The sequence below is a fragment of the Phaeobacter sp. HF9A genome, from assembly GCF_011806385.1.
Classification (GTDB): domain Bacteria; phylum Pseudomonadota; class Alphaproteobacteria; order Rhodobacterales; family Rhodobacteraceae; genus Epibacterium.
In genome coordinates this window covers 1-14,945 of sequence record NZ_JAATOX010000034.1, presented here as the reverse complement: position 1 = coordinate 14,945, position 14,945 = coordinate 1, and the positions used below count along the sequence as shown (strand labels likewise).

General features: G+C 64.4%; 10 protein-coding genes, 1 pseudogene and 1 riboswitch. Of the genes and pseudogenes, 5 read left to right on the top strand and 6 right to left on the bottom strand.

The window, feature by feature from the left end:
• Genes HCZ87_RS08465 through HCZ87_RS08455 form a run of 3 tightly spaced genes read right to left on the bottom strand, consistent with a single transcriptional unit; the run spans position 1 to position 2,890 of the window.
• Positions 1 to 996, bottom strand: coding sequence for a YcjF family protein (locus HCZ87_RS08465; protein WP_167643322.1), 996 nt, complete (start codon positions 994 to 996; stop codon positions 1 to 3).
• A complete protein-coding gene (locus HCZ87_RS08460) occupies positions 993 to 1,478 on the bottom strand; it encodes a GNAT family N-acetyltransferase (RefSeq protein ID WP_167643321.1) in 486 nt (161 codons plus the stop codon). Before HCZ87_RS08460 ends, HCZ87_RS08465 begins: the two co-directional genes overlap by 4 nt.
• Positions 1,475 to 2,890 (bottom strand): YcjX family protein, encoded by a 1,416-nt coding sequence (locus HCZ87_RS08455; RefSeq protein ID WP_167643320.1) that lies wholly within the window; start codon positions 2,888 to 2,890, stop codon positions 1,475 to 1,477. Before HCZ87_RS08455 ends, HCZ87_RS08460 begins: the two co-directional genes overlap by 4 nt.
• A gap of 194 nt (positions 2,891 to 3,084) precedes the next feature.
• Between HCZ87_RS08455 and truA the strand changes: the two genes are divergently transcribed.
• Complete coding sequence (gene truA, locus HCZ87_RS08450) at positions 3,085 to 3,861, top strand: tRNA pseudouridine(38-40) synthase TruA (RefSeq protein WP_167643319.1); 777 nt, start codon at positions 3,085 to 3,087, stop codon at positions 3,859 to 3,861.
• Between the two features lie 89 nt (positions 3,862 to 3,950).
• Positions 3,951 to 4,886, top strand: a complete 936-nt coding sequence (locus HCZ87_RS08445) for an NAD(P)-dependent oxidoreductase (RefSeq protein WP_167643318.1) — start codon at positions 3,951 to 3,953, stop codon at positions 4,884 to 4,886.
• A gap of 88 nt (positions 4,887 to 4,974) precedes the next feature.
• Here the strand turns inward: HCZ87_RS08445 and gcvP are convergent, their stop codons facing one another.
• The 3 genes from gcvP to gcvT all read right to left on the bottom strand — a co-directional run bounded on the left by gcvP (position 4,975) and on the right by gcvT (position 9,510).
• The gene (gene gcvP, locus HCZ87_RS08440; RefSeq protein ID WP_167643317.1) at positions 4,975 to 7,824 is read right to left on the bottom strand and encodes an aminomethyl-transferring glycine dehydrogenase; all 2,850 of its coding nucleotides are present in this window, start codon (positions 7,822 to 7,824) and stop codon (positions 4,975 to 4,977) included.
• Positions 7,825 to 7,990: 166 nt separating this feature from the next.
• The gene (gcvH, locus tag HCZ87_RS08435; RefSeq protein WP_167643316.1) at positions 7,991 to 8,350 is read right to left on the bottom strand and encodes a glycine cleavage system protein GcvH; all 360 of its coding nucleotides are present in this window, start codon (positions 8,348 to 8,350) and stop codon (positions 7,991 to 7,993) included.
• A 35-nt stretch (positions 8,351 to 8,385) separates the two neighbouring features.
• On the bottom strand, positions 8,386 to 9,510 hold the full coding sequence (gcvT, locus tag HCZ87_RS08430; RefSeq protein WP_167643315.1) for a glycine cleavage system aminomethyltransferase GcvT: 1,125 nt from the start codon (positions 9,508 to 9,510) through the stop codon (positions 8,386 to 8,388).
• A gap of 189 nt (positions 9,511 to 9,699) precedes the next feature.
• Positions 9,700 to 9,801, bottom strand: a riboswitch (glycine riboswitch).
• Positions 9,802 to 9,957: 156 nt separating this feature from the next.
• Between gcvT and HCZ87_RS08425 the strand changes: the two genes are divergently transcribed.
• The 3 genes and pseudogenes from HCZ87_RS08425 to HCZ87_RS08415 form a co-directional block, all read left to right on the top strand.
• Complete coding sequence (locus HCZ87_RS08425; RefSeq protein WP_167643314.1) at positions 9,958 to 10,947, top strand: type I glyceraldehyde-3-phosphate dehydrogenase; 990 nt, start codon at positions 9,958 to 9,960, stop codon at positions 10,945 to 10,947.
• A 162-nt stretch (positions 10,948 to 11,109) separates the two neighbouring features.
• Complete coding sequence (locus HCZ87_RS08420; protein ID WP_167643313.1) at positions 11,110 to 12,936, top strand: autotransporter assembly complex family protein; 1,827 nt, start codon at positions 11,110 to 11,112, stop codon at positions 12,934 to 12,936.
• Positions 12,933 to 14,945: pseudogene (locus HCZ87_RS08415) on the top strand (hypothetical protein); the annotation flags it as partial. The gene HCZ87_RS08420 and the pseudogene HCZ87_RS08415, both read left to right, overlap by 4 nt.

The following is a 14,945-nucleotide window of genomic DNA, read 5'->3' as shown; positions in this document are numbered from 1 at the left end:
TCAGCCCTTTGCGCCGCGTCCAAACAGGCCGGTCAGGGCGCGCTGGACCAATTTTCGGGTCGAAGGTCGTGGCAGGGCCTGAAAGGCCATGGGCCGGCAGACCTCAATGGCGGCAACGCCCACCCGCGCGGTCAGCGCGCCGTTCACCAAACCTTCGCCAAAGCGACGCGAGAGTTTGGACAGCACGGAGCCGCCCAGCAAGGGCTCCAGCAGGTCATCCCCCACCGCCACCGCGCCGGTTGCCACCAGATGCGACAGCACTGCCCGGGTCAGCCGCCAGGAGCTGAACAGGCCGGAGCGCCCGCCATAAATCTCGGCGATGCGGCGGATCATACGCAGGCTGGACACCAGGGCGGTGATCACATCCGCCAGCGCCAGCGGCACCAGGGCGGTGACGCTGGCCACTTGGCGGGCGGCGGCCTGGACCTCCAGCACCGCGCGGGCATCCAGCGGGCGCATCAGCTCTGACTCGGCAAGGTCGATCAGCGCGTCTGGGTCCAGGATATCGCCCTTGCGCTCGGCAAGGTTGCGCTGAGCCCACTCCAGCTCGCTGCGCCCATCATAGAACCGCAAAAGGGTTGCCACCTGCGCCTGAGCCGCCTTCAAGTCGCCCGAACGCGCCTCGGTGCAGCCCTTGCGCAGACCCTCCACCCGGCCAACACGCGCCAGCGCCGCCAGTTCGCGCAGGCAGAAGATCAGCGCCGCCAGCGCCAGCCCGATCAATGCCGCCGAGACGATCATCCCCAGCAGCGGCATCCGGTCCAACAGCCCCATGGCGTAATCCCAGGCCGCGGCCGAGATGATCGTGACGATCAGCCCCGCCACAAGGCTCCAGACCCAGCCCCCCCAGCCGGAGCGGCGTTTCTTGCCGAGGATCTCGGCGCTGGCCTGCACTGCGGTCGGCGTGTCAAGGTCCGGCACCGGCGGTGCATCGCTGACATTCGGCGCGGTTTGCGCTTCGTCATCGAGGTCAAAGACGATCGGTTTACGGCTCATCGGGAAGGCTCCGTTGTCTCCGCTGTCTCCGCGCGCGCGTCAGCGTGCCAGTGGTATTCAATGTCGGGCAGCCCTTCGGAATTGCGATCACCGTCAGAGCGCCCCACCTCGGTGAAACCTTCACGCAGGTAGAACCGCTGGGCACCCGTATTGGCCTGAAAGGTCCACAGATAGAGATGCGACGCGGCGGATTTGGCGCGGTCCAGCATGGCCTTGCCGATCTGCCTGCCGCGATACTCCGGCAGCACGTAAAGCGAGCACAGCTCCTCGATGTCCTGTCCGACAAAACCGACCACCTCGCCGGTGTCCGTCAGGCTGGCCACGGTCACCCAGCCATAGCCGATCATCCGATCACCAAAGGAAATCGCCTCCGCCATGGAATGTTCCTTTGGCATCCAGGGGGTTTCCTGTTCAAACCGATAAAGGATTTCGCCCACGGCGGTGGCATCCAGTGGCCGGGCTGTGCGAAACGTGACCGTCACAGGCGATCTCCGATCAGGAATTCAGCGGCCCGGTCGAGCCGGATATGCGGCGGGCCATCACCCGGTTTCAGCGTCAGGGGCTGCGGCGCAAAGCGCATCGAGGCATAGCTGCCATCCAGCCAGCGTTCGGCCCCTTGCCGCGCCGGGGTCAACAGCTGTGCCGGATCTTCGGGCAGCCGCCCCGGATAGAGCGCCGCCGGGCGGCCCGTGTCGGCCAGAAGCCCGCGCACGCAGGGCAAATCCACCCCGTCATGGGGGCGGATTTCCTCGGTTGTGGCACGCAACGCGGCCAGCGACAGCGCCGCCGTTTCCGCCCCGGCAAAGCGCGCCCTATCGCGCGCGTCACGCGTCAGCGCCTCGATGATCGCGGTGAGCTGCGGGTGTTGCTGATGGTGCAAATGGTCGGCCTTGGTCGCCGCAAAGAGGATCTTTTCCACCCGTTTGCCGCGCAATAGCTGGGTCAGAAAGCCGTTGGAGCCGGGACGAAACGTGCTCAGAATGTCGGCCATGGCCCGGCGCAGATCCTCCATTGCCGGCGGTCCGGCATGCAGGGCGCCAAGGGCATCGACCAAAACCACCTGCCGGTCGATCCGCGCGAAATGATCGCGAAAGAAGGGGCGCACCACCTGGCTTTTATAGGCATTGAAGCGGCGCTCCATCTCGCGAGCCAAGCTGCCGCGCGGGGCCGCGCCCTCGGGCAGCGGCGCAAAGGTCAGCACCGGAGAGCCCGCAAGATCCCCCGGCAACAGGAACCGCCCTGGCGTGCAGTCATAGTATCCCGCCTCCCGCGCCTCTTGAAGATAGGCCGCAAAGGCCGCAGCAAGCCCCTGCGCAATGGGTTCGTCATGCGCCGCCGACGCATCCGCCGCCGAAAGCGCCGCGAGAAAGTCGCGCGCCTCCCTGCGGGATTTGATCCGCGCCAGCACATCGCGCGACCAGCTGGCGTAGTCCTTCTCCAGCAAGGAGAGATCCAACAGCCACTCGCCCGGGTAATCAATGATATCCAGATGCAGCACCCGTGGCCCGGTGAGCCCGCCCAAAAGGCCACGCGGTTTCAACCGCAGGCTCAGGCGCAGCTCGGACACCGCGCGGGTGCTGTCGGGCCAATGCGGCTCCGGCCCGGTCAGAGCGCCAAGATGATGTTCATAGTCAAAACGCGGCACCGTGTCATCGGGCTGGGGCTGCAAGTAAGCCGCTTCAATCCGTCCGTCCCGCTCTGCCACCAGCTGCGACATCCGCCCCCGGTTCATCAGGTTCGCCACCAGCGAGGTGATAAAAACCGTCTTTCCGGCCCGCGCCAACCCGGTCACGCCCAGGCGCAGCGCAGGCTCCGCAAAGGGGCTGGTTACCGCACTGCCCAGCGTCTCCGCCCCGCGCAGCACCCCATCGGCCACATCCGCGGCCAAACCCACAACCCCTGTTCCTCGCGTCACCTGTCGCCCCGTCTTGTGTCGTTGGTTCTTGTTCACATGCAGCGGCCCCGACCTTGCTCTGGGCCTGCCCGTGCCCGATCAACATAGGCATGAAGACCGCCCGTTGCCAGTGGAGAGCCCGGGAAGACGCAACGGGGCTTGTCAGTTTCGCCGCCGCAGGGTACCCCGCGCGCATGCCGCGTATTGCTTTGAAAGTCGAATATCACGGGAAGCCTTTTGCCGGCTGGCAAAGGCAAAAGGACCAGCTCTCGGTGCAGGGCGTGATCGAGGCCGCCCTGGCGAAACTGGAACCCGGCCCGCATACGATTGCCGCTGCCGGGCGCACTGATACCGGCGTCCACGGGCTTGGTCAGGTGGCGCATTGCGACCTGCAAAAAGACTGGGACCCGTTCCGTCTGAGCGAGGCGCTGAACTACCACCTGAAGCCCCATCCGGTCGCCATCGTGGACGCCGCGCGCGTGGCGGATGACTGGCACGCCCGCTTCAGCGCAGTTGAGCGGCAATATCTGTTCCGCATCCTGATGCGGCGCGCCCCCGCCACCCATGACGCCGGTCAGGTCTGGCAGGTCAGCCAGCAGCTCGACGTCGGGGCCATGCAGCGCGGCGCCGACTATCTGCTGGGCAACCATGATTTCACCACCTTTCGCTCGACCATCTGCCAGGCCGCCAGCCCGGTCAAAACCCTCGATGAGCTGCGCGTCGAGCGGGTGATGGGCGTCTCCGGCCCGGAGATCCATTTTCACGTGCGCGCCCGCAGTTTTCTGCACAATCAGGTGCGCAGCTTCGTCGGCACGCTGGAGCGGGTCGGCGCCGGATCCTGGAGCCCCGAAGACGTCCGCGACGCCTTGGAGGCCAGAGACCGCGCCGCCTGCGGGCCGGTCTGCCCCGGGCATGGGCTCTATCTCGCGCGAGTGGGTTACCCGGAGCCTGTGTTCTCCAACACCGCGTAACACGCCGCAATCTGCCCCGCATTGCTTGGCAAATCCCGCCCTCTCCCCCACAATGGCCGGATATCACAGGCAAAAAGACGGAGCATCCGATGGCATTGTTGATCGAGATCGGCCACGACGGCTGGTATAGCGCAGAGGAGCTGGCCGCCGAGCTGCAAAGCCTCGACCCCGAGGCCGACATCCGCCCCATCAGCGCCCCCGGGGACCTCTCAGAGATCACCATGCTGGCCGTCTCGACGCTGCGCTCGGACATCGCCAGCCAATTGCCCAATCTGCAACTGGTGCAGAAACTCGGCGCCGGGGTCGAAACCATCGTCTCCCACCCCTCCATCGCGCCCAATGTGCGGGTCGCCCGGCTGAAACCGCAGGAGCCTGCCCGCGAAATTGCGCAATATTGCCTCGCCTATGTGCTGCGCGGCACGCGGAACATGGATTACCACGAAAAGGCTCAGGCCCGCGCGATTTGGGATCCGGTGCCGCCTCGGCGCCCGCATGAGGTCACCGTCGGGGTGCTTGGCCTCGGCCATATCGGCGGGCTCACCGCAAAGCTGATGCGCGATATCGGCTTCAAAACCCTCGGCTGGAGCCGGTCGCAAGAGGATCTTGATGGCATCACCTGCCTCAGCGGCGATGCGGGGCTGACCGAGATCCTGACCGCCAGCGATTACCTCTGCGCCATCCTGCCCTCCACGGCGGAAACGCGCGAGCTCTTGAACGCCGACCGCCTCGCGCTGATGAAAGAGGGATCCACCCTGATCAACGCGGGACGCGGCGACCTGATCAACGAGCCAGCCCTGATCTCCGCCCTCTACCAGCGCCGACCCGGCCACGCGGTTCTGGATGTCATGTGCAAAGAACCCCTGCCGACAGAAAGCCCGCTTTGGAAACACCCCTGCGTGACACTCACGCCGCATGTCTCGGGCTGGCATCTGGGCGACGCACTTGGGGATGTGGTGGAGAACCTGCACCGCCTGACAGAAGGCCGCGACCTTCTGCACGAAGTGGACCGCCAGCGGGGCTACTGAAACGGCCATCCCCGGCGCATCTGCGCCGGGGATGGCTCAACCTGCCGCGCCCCGATCAGGGGCGCGTCCGTGTTCTTGCATGCGCCGGTTATTCCGCCGCCTCGGCATAGTCCTCCATCGGCGGGCAGGTGCAGACCAGGTGACGGTCGCCGTAGACATTGTCGACGCGGTTGACCGGCGGCCAGTATTTGTCGACCCGAAAGGCGCCCGGCGGGAAACATCCCTGTTCGCGCGTGTAGGGGCGATCCCAATCCTTGACCAGATCCTCCATCGTATGCGGCGCGTTCTTCAGCGCGTTGTTTTCCCGCGCCATCTCGCCATCCTCAACGGCTTTGATCTCGGCACGGATCGACAGCATCGCATCAACAAACCGGTCCAGCTCGGCCTTGGTCTCAGACTCCGTGGGCTCCACCATCAGGGTGCCCGCCACCGGCCAGCTCATGGTCGGTGCGTGAAAACCGCTGTCCATCAGGCGCTTGGCCACATCATCCACGGTCACATCCGCGCTGTCGGCAAAGGGGCGCGTATCCAGGATGCATTCATGCGCCACCCGGCCTGTTTCCCCTTTGTAGAGCACGTCATAGGCACCCTCCAACCGCTTCGCCAGATAGTTGGCGTTGAGGATCGCCACCTTGGTCGCCTGCGTCAGACCGGCACCGCCCATCATCAGGCAATAGGCCCAGGAGATCGTCAGGATCGAGGCCGAGCCCAGCGGCGCGGCTGACACCGGCCCCTCCTGCCCGCCGACCTCCGGGTGGCCCGGAAGATGCGACACCAGATGTGCCTTCACGCCGATGGGCCCCATGCCGGGACCGCCACCACCATGTGGAATGGCAAAGGTCTTGTGCAGGTTCAAATGGCTCACATCGCCGCCCAGATCGCCGGGACGGCTCAACCCCACCATGGCGTTCATATTGGCGCCGTCGATATAGACCTGACCGCCGAACTCATGGGTAATCTTGCAGACCTCATGCACGGTTTCCTCAAACACCCCATGGGTAGAGGGATAAGTCACCATGCAGCCCGCCAGCGCGTCGGCGTGTTGTTCCGCCTTCGCGCGGAAATCCGCCAGGTCGATATCGCCGTTCTCCGCCGACTTCACCGGCACCACTTTCCAGCCCACCATCTGCGCCGAGGCCGGGTTGGTGCCATGCGCCGACATCGGGATCAGGCAGATGTTGCGGTGCCCCTCGCCCTGCGCCCGGTGATAGGCGGCGATGGTCAGGAGACCGGCATATTCACCCTGCGCGCCAGAATTCGGCTGCATCGAAATCGCGTCATAGCCGGTAATGGCGCAGAGCTTTTCCGAGAGATCCGCCACCATCTCGCCATAGCCCGCCTGCTGATCTGCGGGGGCAAAGGGGTGCACGGTGGAAAACTCCGGCCAGCTCAGCGGCATCATCTCTGCGGCGGCGTTGAGCTTCATGGTGCAGGAGCCCAGCGGGATCATCGCGCGATCCAGCGCCAGATCGCGATCCGCAAGACGGCGCATATAGCGCATCATCTCGGTCTCTGCCCGGTTCATGTGGAAAATGGGATGGGTCAGATAGTCGGATTGGCGATGCATATCCGCCGGTACGCGATATTCCGGTTTATAATCATCATCCGCCCGCAGGATGCCAAAAGCCCGCCAGACCGCCTCGATGGTTTCCGAACGCGTGGTTTCATCCAGCGAAATGCCGACCCGGGTTTCGCCCACGCGGCGCAGGTTCACCCCTTCGTCAACGGCGGATTTCATCACTGCCGCCTGCAGCGGGCCCACATCCACGGTGATCGTATCAAAGAACGAGCGCGGATCGACCTTGAAGCCCGCCTCCTCCAGCCCATTGGCCAGCCGCACGGTCTTGCGGTGGATGCGCTGCGCGATCGCCTTCAGCCCCTTGGGGCCATGGAACACCGCATACATCGAAGCCATCACCGCCAGAAGCGCCTGCGCCGTGCAGACATTCGAAGTCGCCTTTTCGCGACGGATATGCTGCTCGCGGGTTTGCAGGCTCAGCCGATAGGCCTTGTTGCCGTGGCTATCGACGGAGACGCCCACGATGCGCCCGGGCATATTGCGCTTATAGGCGTCCTTGGTCGCCATATAGGCCGCATGCGGCCCCCCTGCCCCCACCGGCACGCCAAAGCGCTGGGTGGAGCCGACAGCGATATCCGCCCCCATCTCGCCCGGCTCTTTCAGCAGCGTCAGCGCCAGCGGATCCGCCGAGACAATGGCGATCGCCTTGTTCTCATGCAGCCTGGCAATGTGGTCGGTGAAATCGCGCACATGGCCATAGGTGCCGGGATATTGAAACAAGGCGCCAAACACCTGCGTCGGATCCATCTTGTCAGGATTGCCGACGATCACCTCGATCCCGAGCGGCGCGGCGCGGGTCTGCACCACCGCGATATTCTGCGGATGGCAGTCGCGATCCACAAAAAACGCCTTGGCTTTGGATTTCGACACCCGCTGCGCCATGGTCATCGCCTCGGCGCAGGCGGTGGCCTCGTCCAGCAGCGAGGCATTGGCGATTTCCAGCCCGGTGAGGTCAGAAATCATCGTCTGGAAGTTCAGGAGCGCCTCTAGCCGCCCCTGCGAGATTTCGGGCTGATAGGGCGTATAGGCCGTGTACCAGGCGGGGTTTTCCAGAATGTTGCGCTGGATCGCGGGCGGCGTCACCGTACCATGATAGCCCTGCCCGATGAGCGAGGTCATCAGCTTGTTCTTGTCGGCCACCTCGCGCATGTGAAAGAGCAGCTCGCGCTCCGACATCGGCCGGCCGAAATCCAGCGGCGTTTTCTGGCGGATGGACTGCGGCACGGTTTCATCAATCAGCGCATCGAGGCTCTCAGCGCCCACAACCTTTAGCATTTCGGCCATTTCCTCGGGCGAGGGGCCGATGTGGCGTCGGTTGGCAAAGTCATACGGGAGGTAATCTGTCGGTTCGAAAGGCATATGTGCCTCCTTAGGGTCGCAACTTTGGTCAGGTTCGCCGTCGCAATAGCACTCTCACTCCGCAAAATGCGGAAGGAAGCGCCCGGCCCGGGCGGGTTCAACGCGCCCACCCTGAAACGGGCGGGCACTGCCCGACCCAGGGCCGGGCAAAAGATCAGGGATCAGCTCAGCCGATGAAATCTTTGTATTTGGCTTCGTCCATGTAATCGTCCATCGGCGACATGTCAGAGACCTTCAGCTTGAAGAACCAGGCCTCGCCTTCCGGGTCGTCATTGACCTTGGAGGGTTCGTCCACGATCGCCTCGTTCACTTCGACCACTTCGCCATCAAGCGGGGCCAGAATGTCGGAGGCCGCCTTGACCGACTCGATCACCACGATTTCGTCATCCTTGGCCACTTCGCCGCCAACCTCGGGCAATTCGACAAAGACCACATCCCCCAGCTGCTCTGCCGCATGGGCGGTGATGCCAACGGTGACGATATCGCCTTCGACGCTCAGCCATTCATGTTCTTCGGTGTATTTCATGGGAACTCTTCCTGTGTTGATCCCTGTTGGGGTATTCAGCGTTTGAAATTGGCTGCCACAAAGGGCAGTTTGGCGACCGTGACGGGCACGCGCTTGCCGCGCAGCTCGCCATATATCTGTGTGTCAGTGGCGGCATAGTCTGCCGCGACATAGCCCATCGCCACCGGCCCCTCCACCGAGGGACCAAAGCCGCCAGAGGTGATCTGGCCGATGGGCGCGCCGCCTTCGCTCTCGGCATAAAGCGCCACCCCTTCGCGCATCGGGGCACGACCTTCGGGGCGCAAGCCGACCCGCTTGCGCGGCGCCGCGCCATTCAGATCGGCAAAGACAGCCTCCGCGCCCGGAAAGCCCCCGGCGCGTTCGCCACCGGGGCGGCGTGTCTTTTGGATCGCCCAGCCCAGAGCGGCCTCCAGTGGGCGGGTTTTGGCATCAATATCATGCCCATAAAGACAGAGCCCGCCTTCCAGCCGCAGCGAATCCCGCGCCCCCAGACCGATGGGCTCCACATCAGGATGCGCCAGCAGGGCCCGGGCAAGACCCTCGGCAGCGCCCTCCGGTACGGAGATTTCAAACCCGTCTTCGCCGGTATAGCCGGACCGCGAAATCCACAGCTCTGCCCCGTTGTGATCAAAGCTGGCGACATCCATGAAACGCATCTCGGCCACGCCCGGCACCAGGCTTTGCAGCGCCGCCTCCGCCGCCGGCCCCTGAAGCGCGATCAGGGCACGGTCGGTGATCGGCTCGACCGAGATCTCCGGCTCCAGCGCCGCGCTCATCCGCGCGATATCGGCCTCCTTGCAGGCCGCATTGACCACCACAAAGAGATGATCGCCACGGTTGGTGAACATCAGGTCATCTTCGATACCGCCCGCACCATTGGTGAACAGGCCATAGCGCTGACGCCCCTCGGGCAGATCCATCACATCCATAGGCACAAGGCGTTCAAAGGCGCGGGCAACGGCGGCATAGCTCTTGCCGCGCAGGATCACCTGCCCCATGTGGCTGACGTCGAACAGCCCCGCCTTGCTGCGGGTGTGCAGATGTTCCTTCATGATGCCCATCGGATATTGCACGGGCATCAGATACCCCGCGAAAGGCACCATCTTGGCCCCGAGGCTCTGGTGCAATTCGACAAGAGGGGTGGTTTTCAGATCCGACATGACGGCCTGCCTTTTACGACTGCGGCCGGTGCGGTTTGAGCAAAGCAATATGTTAACGCGTCGATTGGCATCCGGCATCCAAGGTTTTGCGCGAGGTCGTCCCGCACGCTTCGATGCCCCCTCTGTCCCTTTCGCCTGAGATCGTTATCCCTTCGGCGTCCCGGCGTGCCGGGATCTCTCCAGAGTCGTTTCACACACACGGTCCTGTGGCCTGAGAGTTTCCGGGGCGGTTGCTCCTTCGGCACTGATCACAGGCGGCTGCCTGATGCTCAGTTCTCCCATGTGTGACGCGACGCTAGCAGCGGCTCGGCGGTGGCGCAAGACGGAATAGCCATCAAAACTGTCGCAAATTACCTCTCTTTCGGCGCTGCCGCAATTGTATCGAGCAACGCGCGGAATTGTGCGGGTGGATTGTCGCGGCTGAAATCCGCTGCCATAGCTTTGCGCATGAAGATAGCGATCAATGGATTCGGCCGTATCGGCCGCACGATTTTACGGCAGATCCTGACCAGCCCACGGGGCGACGGGATCGAGGTTCTGTGCATCAACGATATCGCTGATCCCGAAATGTGCGCCTATCTTTTCCAGTATGACAGCACCTTTGGCCCCTACCCCGGCTCCGTGCGGCTGGAGGACGGGCTGTTCTGCGTCGACGGGCACCGGATCCCGCTGCATCAGCAGGCCAATATCACCCAGCTTGACCTTTCCGAGGTGGAGGTGCTGCTGGACTGTACCGGCATCGCCCGCACCACCGACCTTGCCGAGCGCGGCCTTGGTGCGGGGGCGGGCAAGGTCTTGATCTCTGGCCCCTCGCCGGCGGCGGAGGTGACGGTTGTCTATGGTGTGAATGATGCCGATCTGGACGGCGCGCGGATTGTCTCCAACGCCTCCTGCACCACCAATGCGGTGGCGGCGCTGGTGCAGCTGGTCGATCAGGTGGCGGGAATCGAGACCGGCCACATGACCACCATTCATTGCTACACCAATTCACAGCCGATGGTGGATGCGCCGCGCGGCGATTTTGCCCGCTCCCGCGCCGGGGCCATGTCGATGGTGCCCACCACAACATCGGCGATGCACCTCATTGACGTGGTCTTGCCCCATCTCAAGGGCCGGATCTCCGGCGCGGCAGTTCGGGTGCCCACCGCCAGTGTGTCAGCGGTGGATCTGGTGGTGCGGCTGCGCAGTACCTGGGCACAGGAGGATCTGCTGGCCGCCCTGAAAACGGCTGCCGAGGCCTCGCCGATCCTTGGCTGGACCGAGCAGCCGCTGGTTTCGTCCGATTTGCGGGCGCATCCGGCGTCTTTGATCGTTGCCGCGCCCGAAACCCGTATGGTCGATGGCCAGCAGTTGCGCATTTTCGGCTGGTACGACAATGAATGGGGCTTTTCCGCGCGGATGCTCGATGTGGCGCGCCGGATGGCCGCCGGAGCCTGAACGGGCGGGCTTTTGCCAATCCCGATTCAATCCCCTGATCTTATCCCATGTTTGATCGCGGTTGGCGGTTTTATCGCGCGCGGCATCAGTGTAGCGTCCCTGTGCGGAGCAAACAGCCCTGAGACCGGGACCTCCGCATGACTGCCCGCTGCCGGAGTGCCCATGCCCCCTCGCCCCCTTTCCGCCGCCATCTTGCGCCGCCTTGCCCCTGTCACACGACCGCTGCTCCTGAGCGCGAGCCTGTTGTGGGCCACCGCCCCCGCGCAGGCTTTGGAGCAGCAATTCACCGCCCCCGGCGCCTCCAAGGAGCTTGTCGAGCGACTGCGCGGCTCCAGCGCCGCGCTCTCCCTTGGCGATCAGGCCGAGGTGCAGGAAATCATGGCCGCCGCCCTCTCTGATTACCGGACCCTGGTGCAGGTGCTCTATGATGCGGGCTATTTCGCGCCCGTCGTCCATATCCGGCTGGACGGGCGAGAGGCGGCGGCGATCAATCTGCTGACACCGCCCAAGCAGGTGAAAACCGTCGCTATCACCGTCGATCCGGGGGCGAGCTTTACCTTCGAGACCGCCGAAATCGCGCCCCTCCCCACCGGCAAACCGGTTGCCTTGCCACCGGACTTTGCCAGCGGGCGTCCCGCCAGCACCAGCGTCATTCAGGATGCCGCGACCGCAGGGCTTGATGCCTGGGATCGGTCCGGCCACCCCAAGGTCAGGGTGCAGAGCCAGAACATCACCGCCAATGCGGTCAGCCATCGGCTGAATGCCGAACTGCGGCTGGCACCGGGGCCGAAGCTGCGGCTGGGGCAGATGCGCGTTGAGGGCGACTCGGATGTGCGGCGCGAGGCGATCCAGCGCATTGCGGGTTTTGCCAGCGGCGCGACCTATCACCCCGATCTGGTGTCGCAATCCGCCACCCGTCTGCGCCGCACCGGCGCCTTTTCGGCGGTGACCTTGAAACAGGCCGAGCGACCCAACCCGGACGGCACATTGGATTTCATCGCCAGCGTCGAGGACATGCCCAAACGCCGCCTCACCTTCGGCGCGGAGGTCTCCTCGTCACAGGCGGTGGAGCTCAACGCCAGCTGGATGCACCGCAATCTGTTCGGTGCGGCGGAACGGCTGAAGATCGACCTTTCCCTTAGCGGGATCGGCAGCAGCAACCTCGATGGCAGCGCCTCGGTGCGGCTCGACCGCCCCGCCGCCCTGGGCACCGACAGAACGCTGTTCTATCTGGGCGCGCTCGAACAGCTGGAAGAGGAACATTATTCTGCATCCAGCCTGAGCGCAGAGGTTGGCGTGCGGCGTATCATCTCTGATGTCACCTTTATCGAGGGGGGGCTGGGGCTGCGCTACATACGGGCCGATGATGCCTATGGCGATGGCCGGGAATTCAAATATCTCTCCGCCCGCCTGCGCGGCGAGAGGGACAAACGCGATATCAAGACCGATCCGACCTCTGGCTACTACCTGAACGGCGAGATCACCCCCTTTGTCGGGATCACTGGCCGCGATCCCGGCGTGCAGATCAACCTGGACGCACGCGGCTACAAATCGCTGGGCAGCAGCGGCCGGCTGGTGCTCGCCGGGCGGGTGCAACTGGGCTCGCTCATCGGCCCCGACGCGAGCGATGTCTCGCCGACATTGCTGTATTTCTCGGGCGGCGCGGGATCTGTGCGCGGGCAGGAGTATCAATCCCTCGGCATCCCAACCAATGGCAAGACGGCAGGCGGGCGCGGGTATCTGGCGCTGTCTGGCGAACTGCGCGGGCGGATAACCGACACGATCTCTCTGGTCGGCTTTTACGATATCGGTTTTGTGGACGAGAGCAGCTTTGTCAGCGGCAACAGCGAACACCACGCCGGCGCCGGTCTGGGGCTGCGCTATAATGTGAGCGGGATCGGACCGATCCGGCTCGACCTCGCGATGCCCGTATCCGGTGATAAAGAGGATGGGTTGCAGTTTTACATCGGTATAGGACAAGCGTTTTGACAAAAGCCGCACGCTCTTTCTTTCTCGCCACCACTTTGGCGACAAGCACCGCGCTGACCTCCCTGCCGGCAGTGGCGCAGCAAGATGCCTCGGAATCCGGCGGCTTGCTTGTGTCCTTTCTGGAAGACACCCTGTCAAACGACAGCCGCACCATCCATGTCGAAGGGTTGGAGGGGGCGTTTTCCTCTCAGGCCAAGATCGCCCTGTTGACTGTCTCGGATGAGGATGGCGTCTGGCTGACCGTCAAAGGCGCCGAGCTGGATTGGAACCGTCTGGCGCTGATTCAGGGGCGGTTCTCGGTCAATCACCTGACGGCGGATGACATCATCATCGCGCGCCAGCCCAAACCGCTGCCCGCCGACCCAAGCCTGCCCAAGCCCGAAGCCACCCCGTTTTCGCTGCCGGACCTGCCGGTCTCGCTGGAAATTGGTGATATTTCCGCCGACAAGGTCGAGCTGGGCGCCCCGCTCACCGGCCAAGCCGCCTCGCTATCGCTCAAAGGGGACATCACCCTGGCGGATGGCGCGCTGGATACGAATTTGCGCATTTCCCGCCTGGATCGGCCCGGGGATCGCCTGACCCTCGGCGCCTCCTTTGCCAATGACACCGAACAGCTGGCGCTGGATCTCGCGCTGGACGAGGCCGCAGGTGGTCTGGTCTCCACAGCGCTGGATCTGCCGGGACGACCGAACCTGAACCTCGCGATCAAGGGCACAGGTCCGCTGGCCGATTTCACTGCCGACATCGGTCTTTCGACCAATGGCAAAGAGCGCATCAGCGGCAGCGTCACCCTGGCCGGCCTGTCCGATGTGGCCGCAGGCGCCGATGCGGGATTGGCCTTTTCGGCAAACCTCGGCGGCGACATTGATCCGCTGTTGAAACCGGACTATCGCCCCTTCTTTGGCCCCGGGTTGCGCGCGACGCTGAAGGGCCAGACCCTGCCCGGTGGCGGGCTGGAGCTGGACAGCCTCGCGCTTCGCAGCCGTGCGCTTCAGCTGACCGGGGCGCTGACCATCGCGGGCGGCGATTTGCAGACCGCCAACCTCAAGGCCGGCATCACCCCGCCCCAAGGCCAGGCCGCCGTGCTGCTGCCGATCCCCGGTGCAAAGGCGACGGTGGCAAAGGTTTCGCTCACCGCCCAAAAAGCCGAAGGCGCGGATTGGACGATCAACGGGTTTGTCAATCGCCTGAGCACCCCGGAGCTCTCGATGGCGCGGGCGGTGTTTCAGGCCAGCGGCAGTTTGAACCAGAGCGCCGGCTTTGATCTGGATGGCCGTCTGGAGGCCGAGCTGAGCGATTTTATCCTGAGCGATCCGGCTCTGGCCGCCGCCGCAGGGCGCGATATTGCGCTCAGCGCCGACCTCAGCACCCGTGGCGAGGATGATTTCCTGATCCGTGAGCTGAACCTGCAAGGCGACCGCTATCAGGCGCGTGGCGATATTCGGTTCAATGGCGTGGAGAATGACCTGCGCATCGACACCGATATGGCGCTCTCGGTCGAAGACATCTCCCGCTATTCGCGCCTGTCCGGGCAGGCGCTGTCCGGCGCCGCCGAGGCGACAATCGCGGGCCATTATCAGCCGCTCAGCGGTGCCTTCGGGCTCGACCTGTCATTGACGGGGCAAAATCTTGGCATCGGGCACGCGCAGGTGGATCCCCTGCTTGCGGGCGAAAGCCAGTTGACGCTTGTCGCCACCCGCGACAGCGATGGCATTCGCGTCGATCGCTTTGCAGTGACGAGTACAGAACTGACCGCCAATGGGCATGGCGACCTGGACAGCGGCGCTGGCCGCGTTCAGCTGACCGCCCGTCTGGCGCGGCTGGAGCGCCTGGTGCCGGACCTGCCCGGCGCCGTGACCCTCACCGCAGATTTTGACCGCACGGGCGAGCGTTTTGATGGCAAGGCGCAACTGCGTGGGCCGCGCGATATCGCGCTGGACCTGGACGGCAGGCTGACGCTCTCGGGCGAGGCCGACCTCACTGTTGATGCAAGCTTTGGCGCGCCAGAG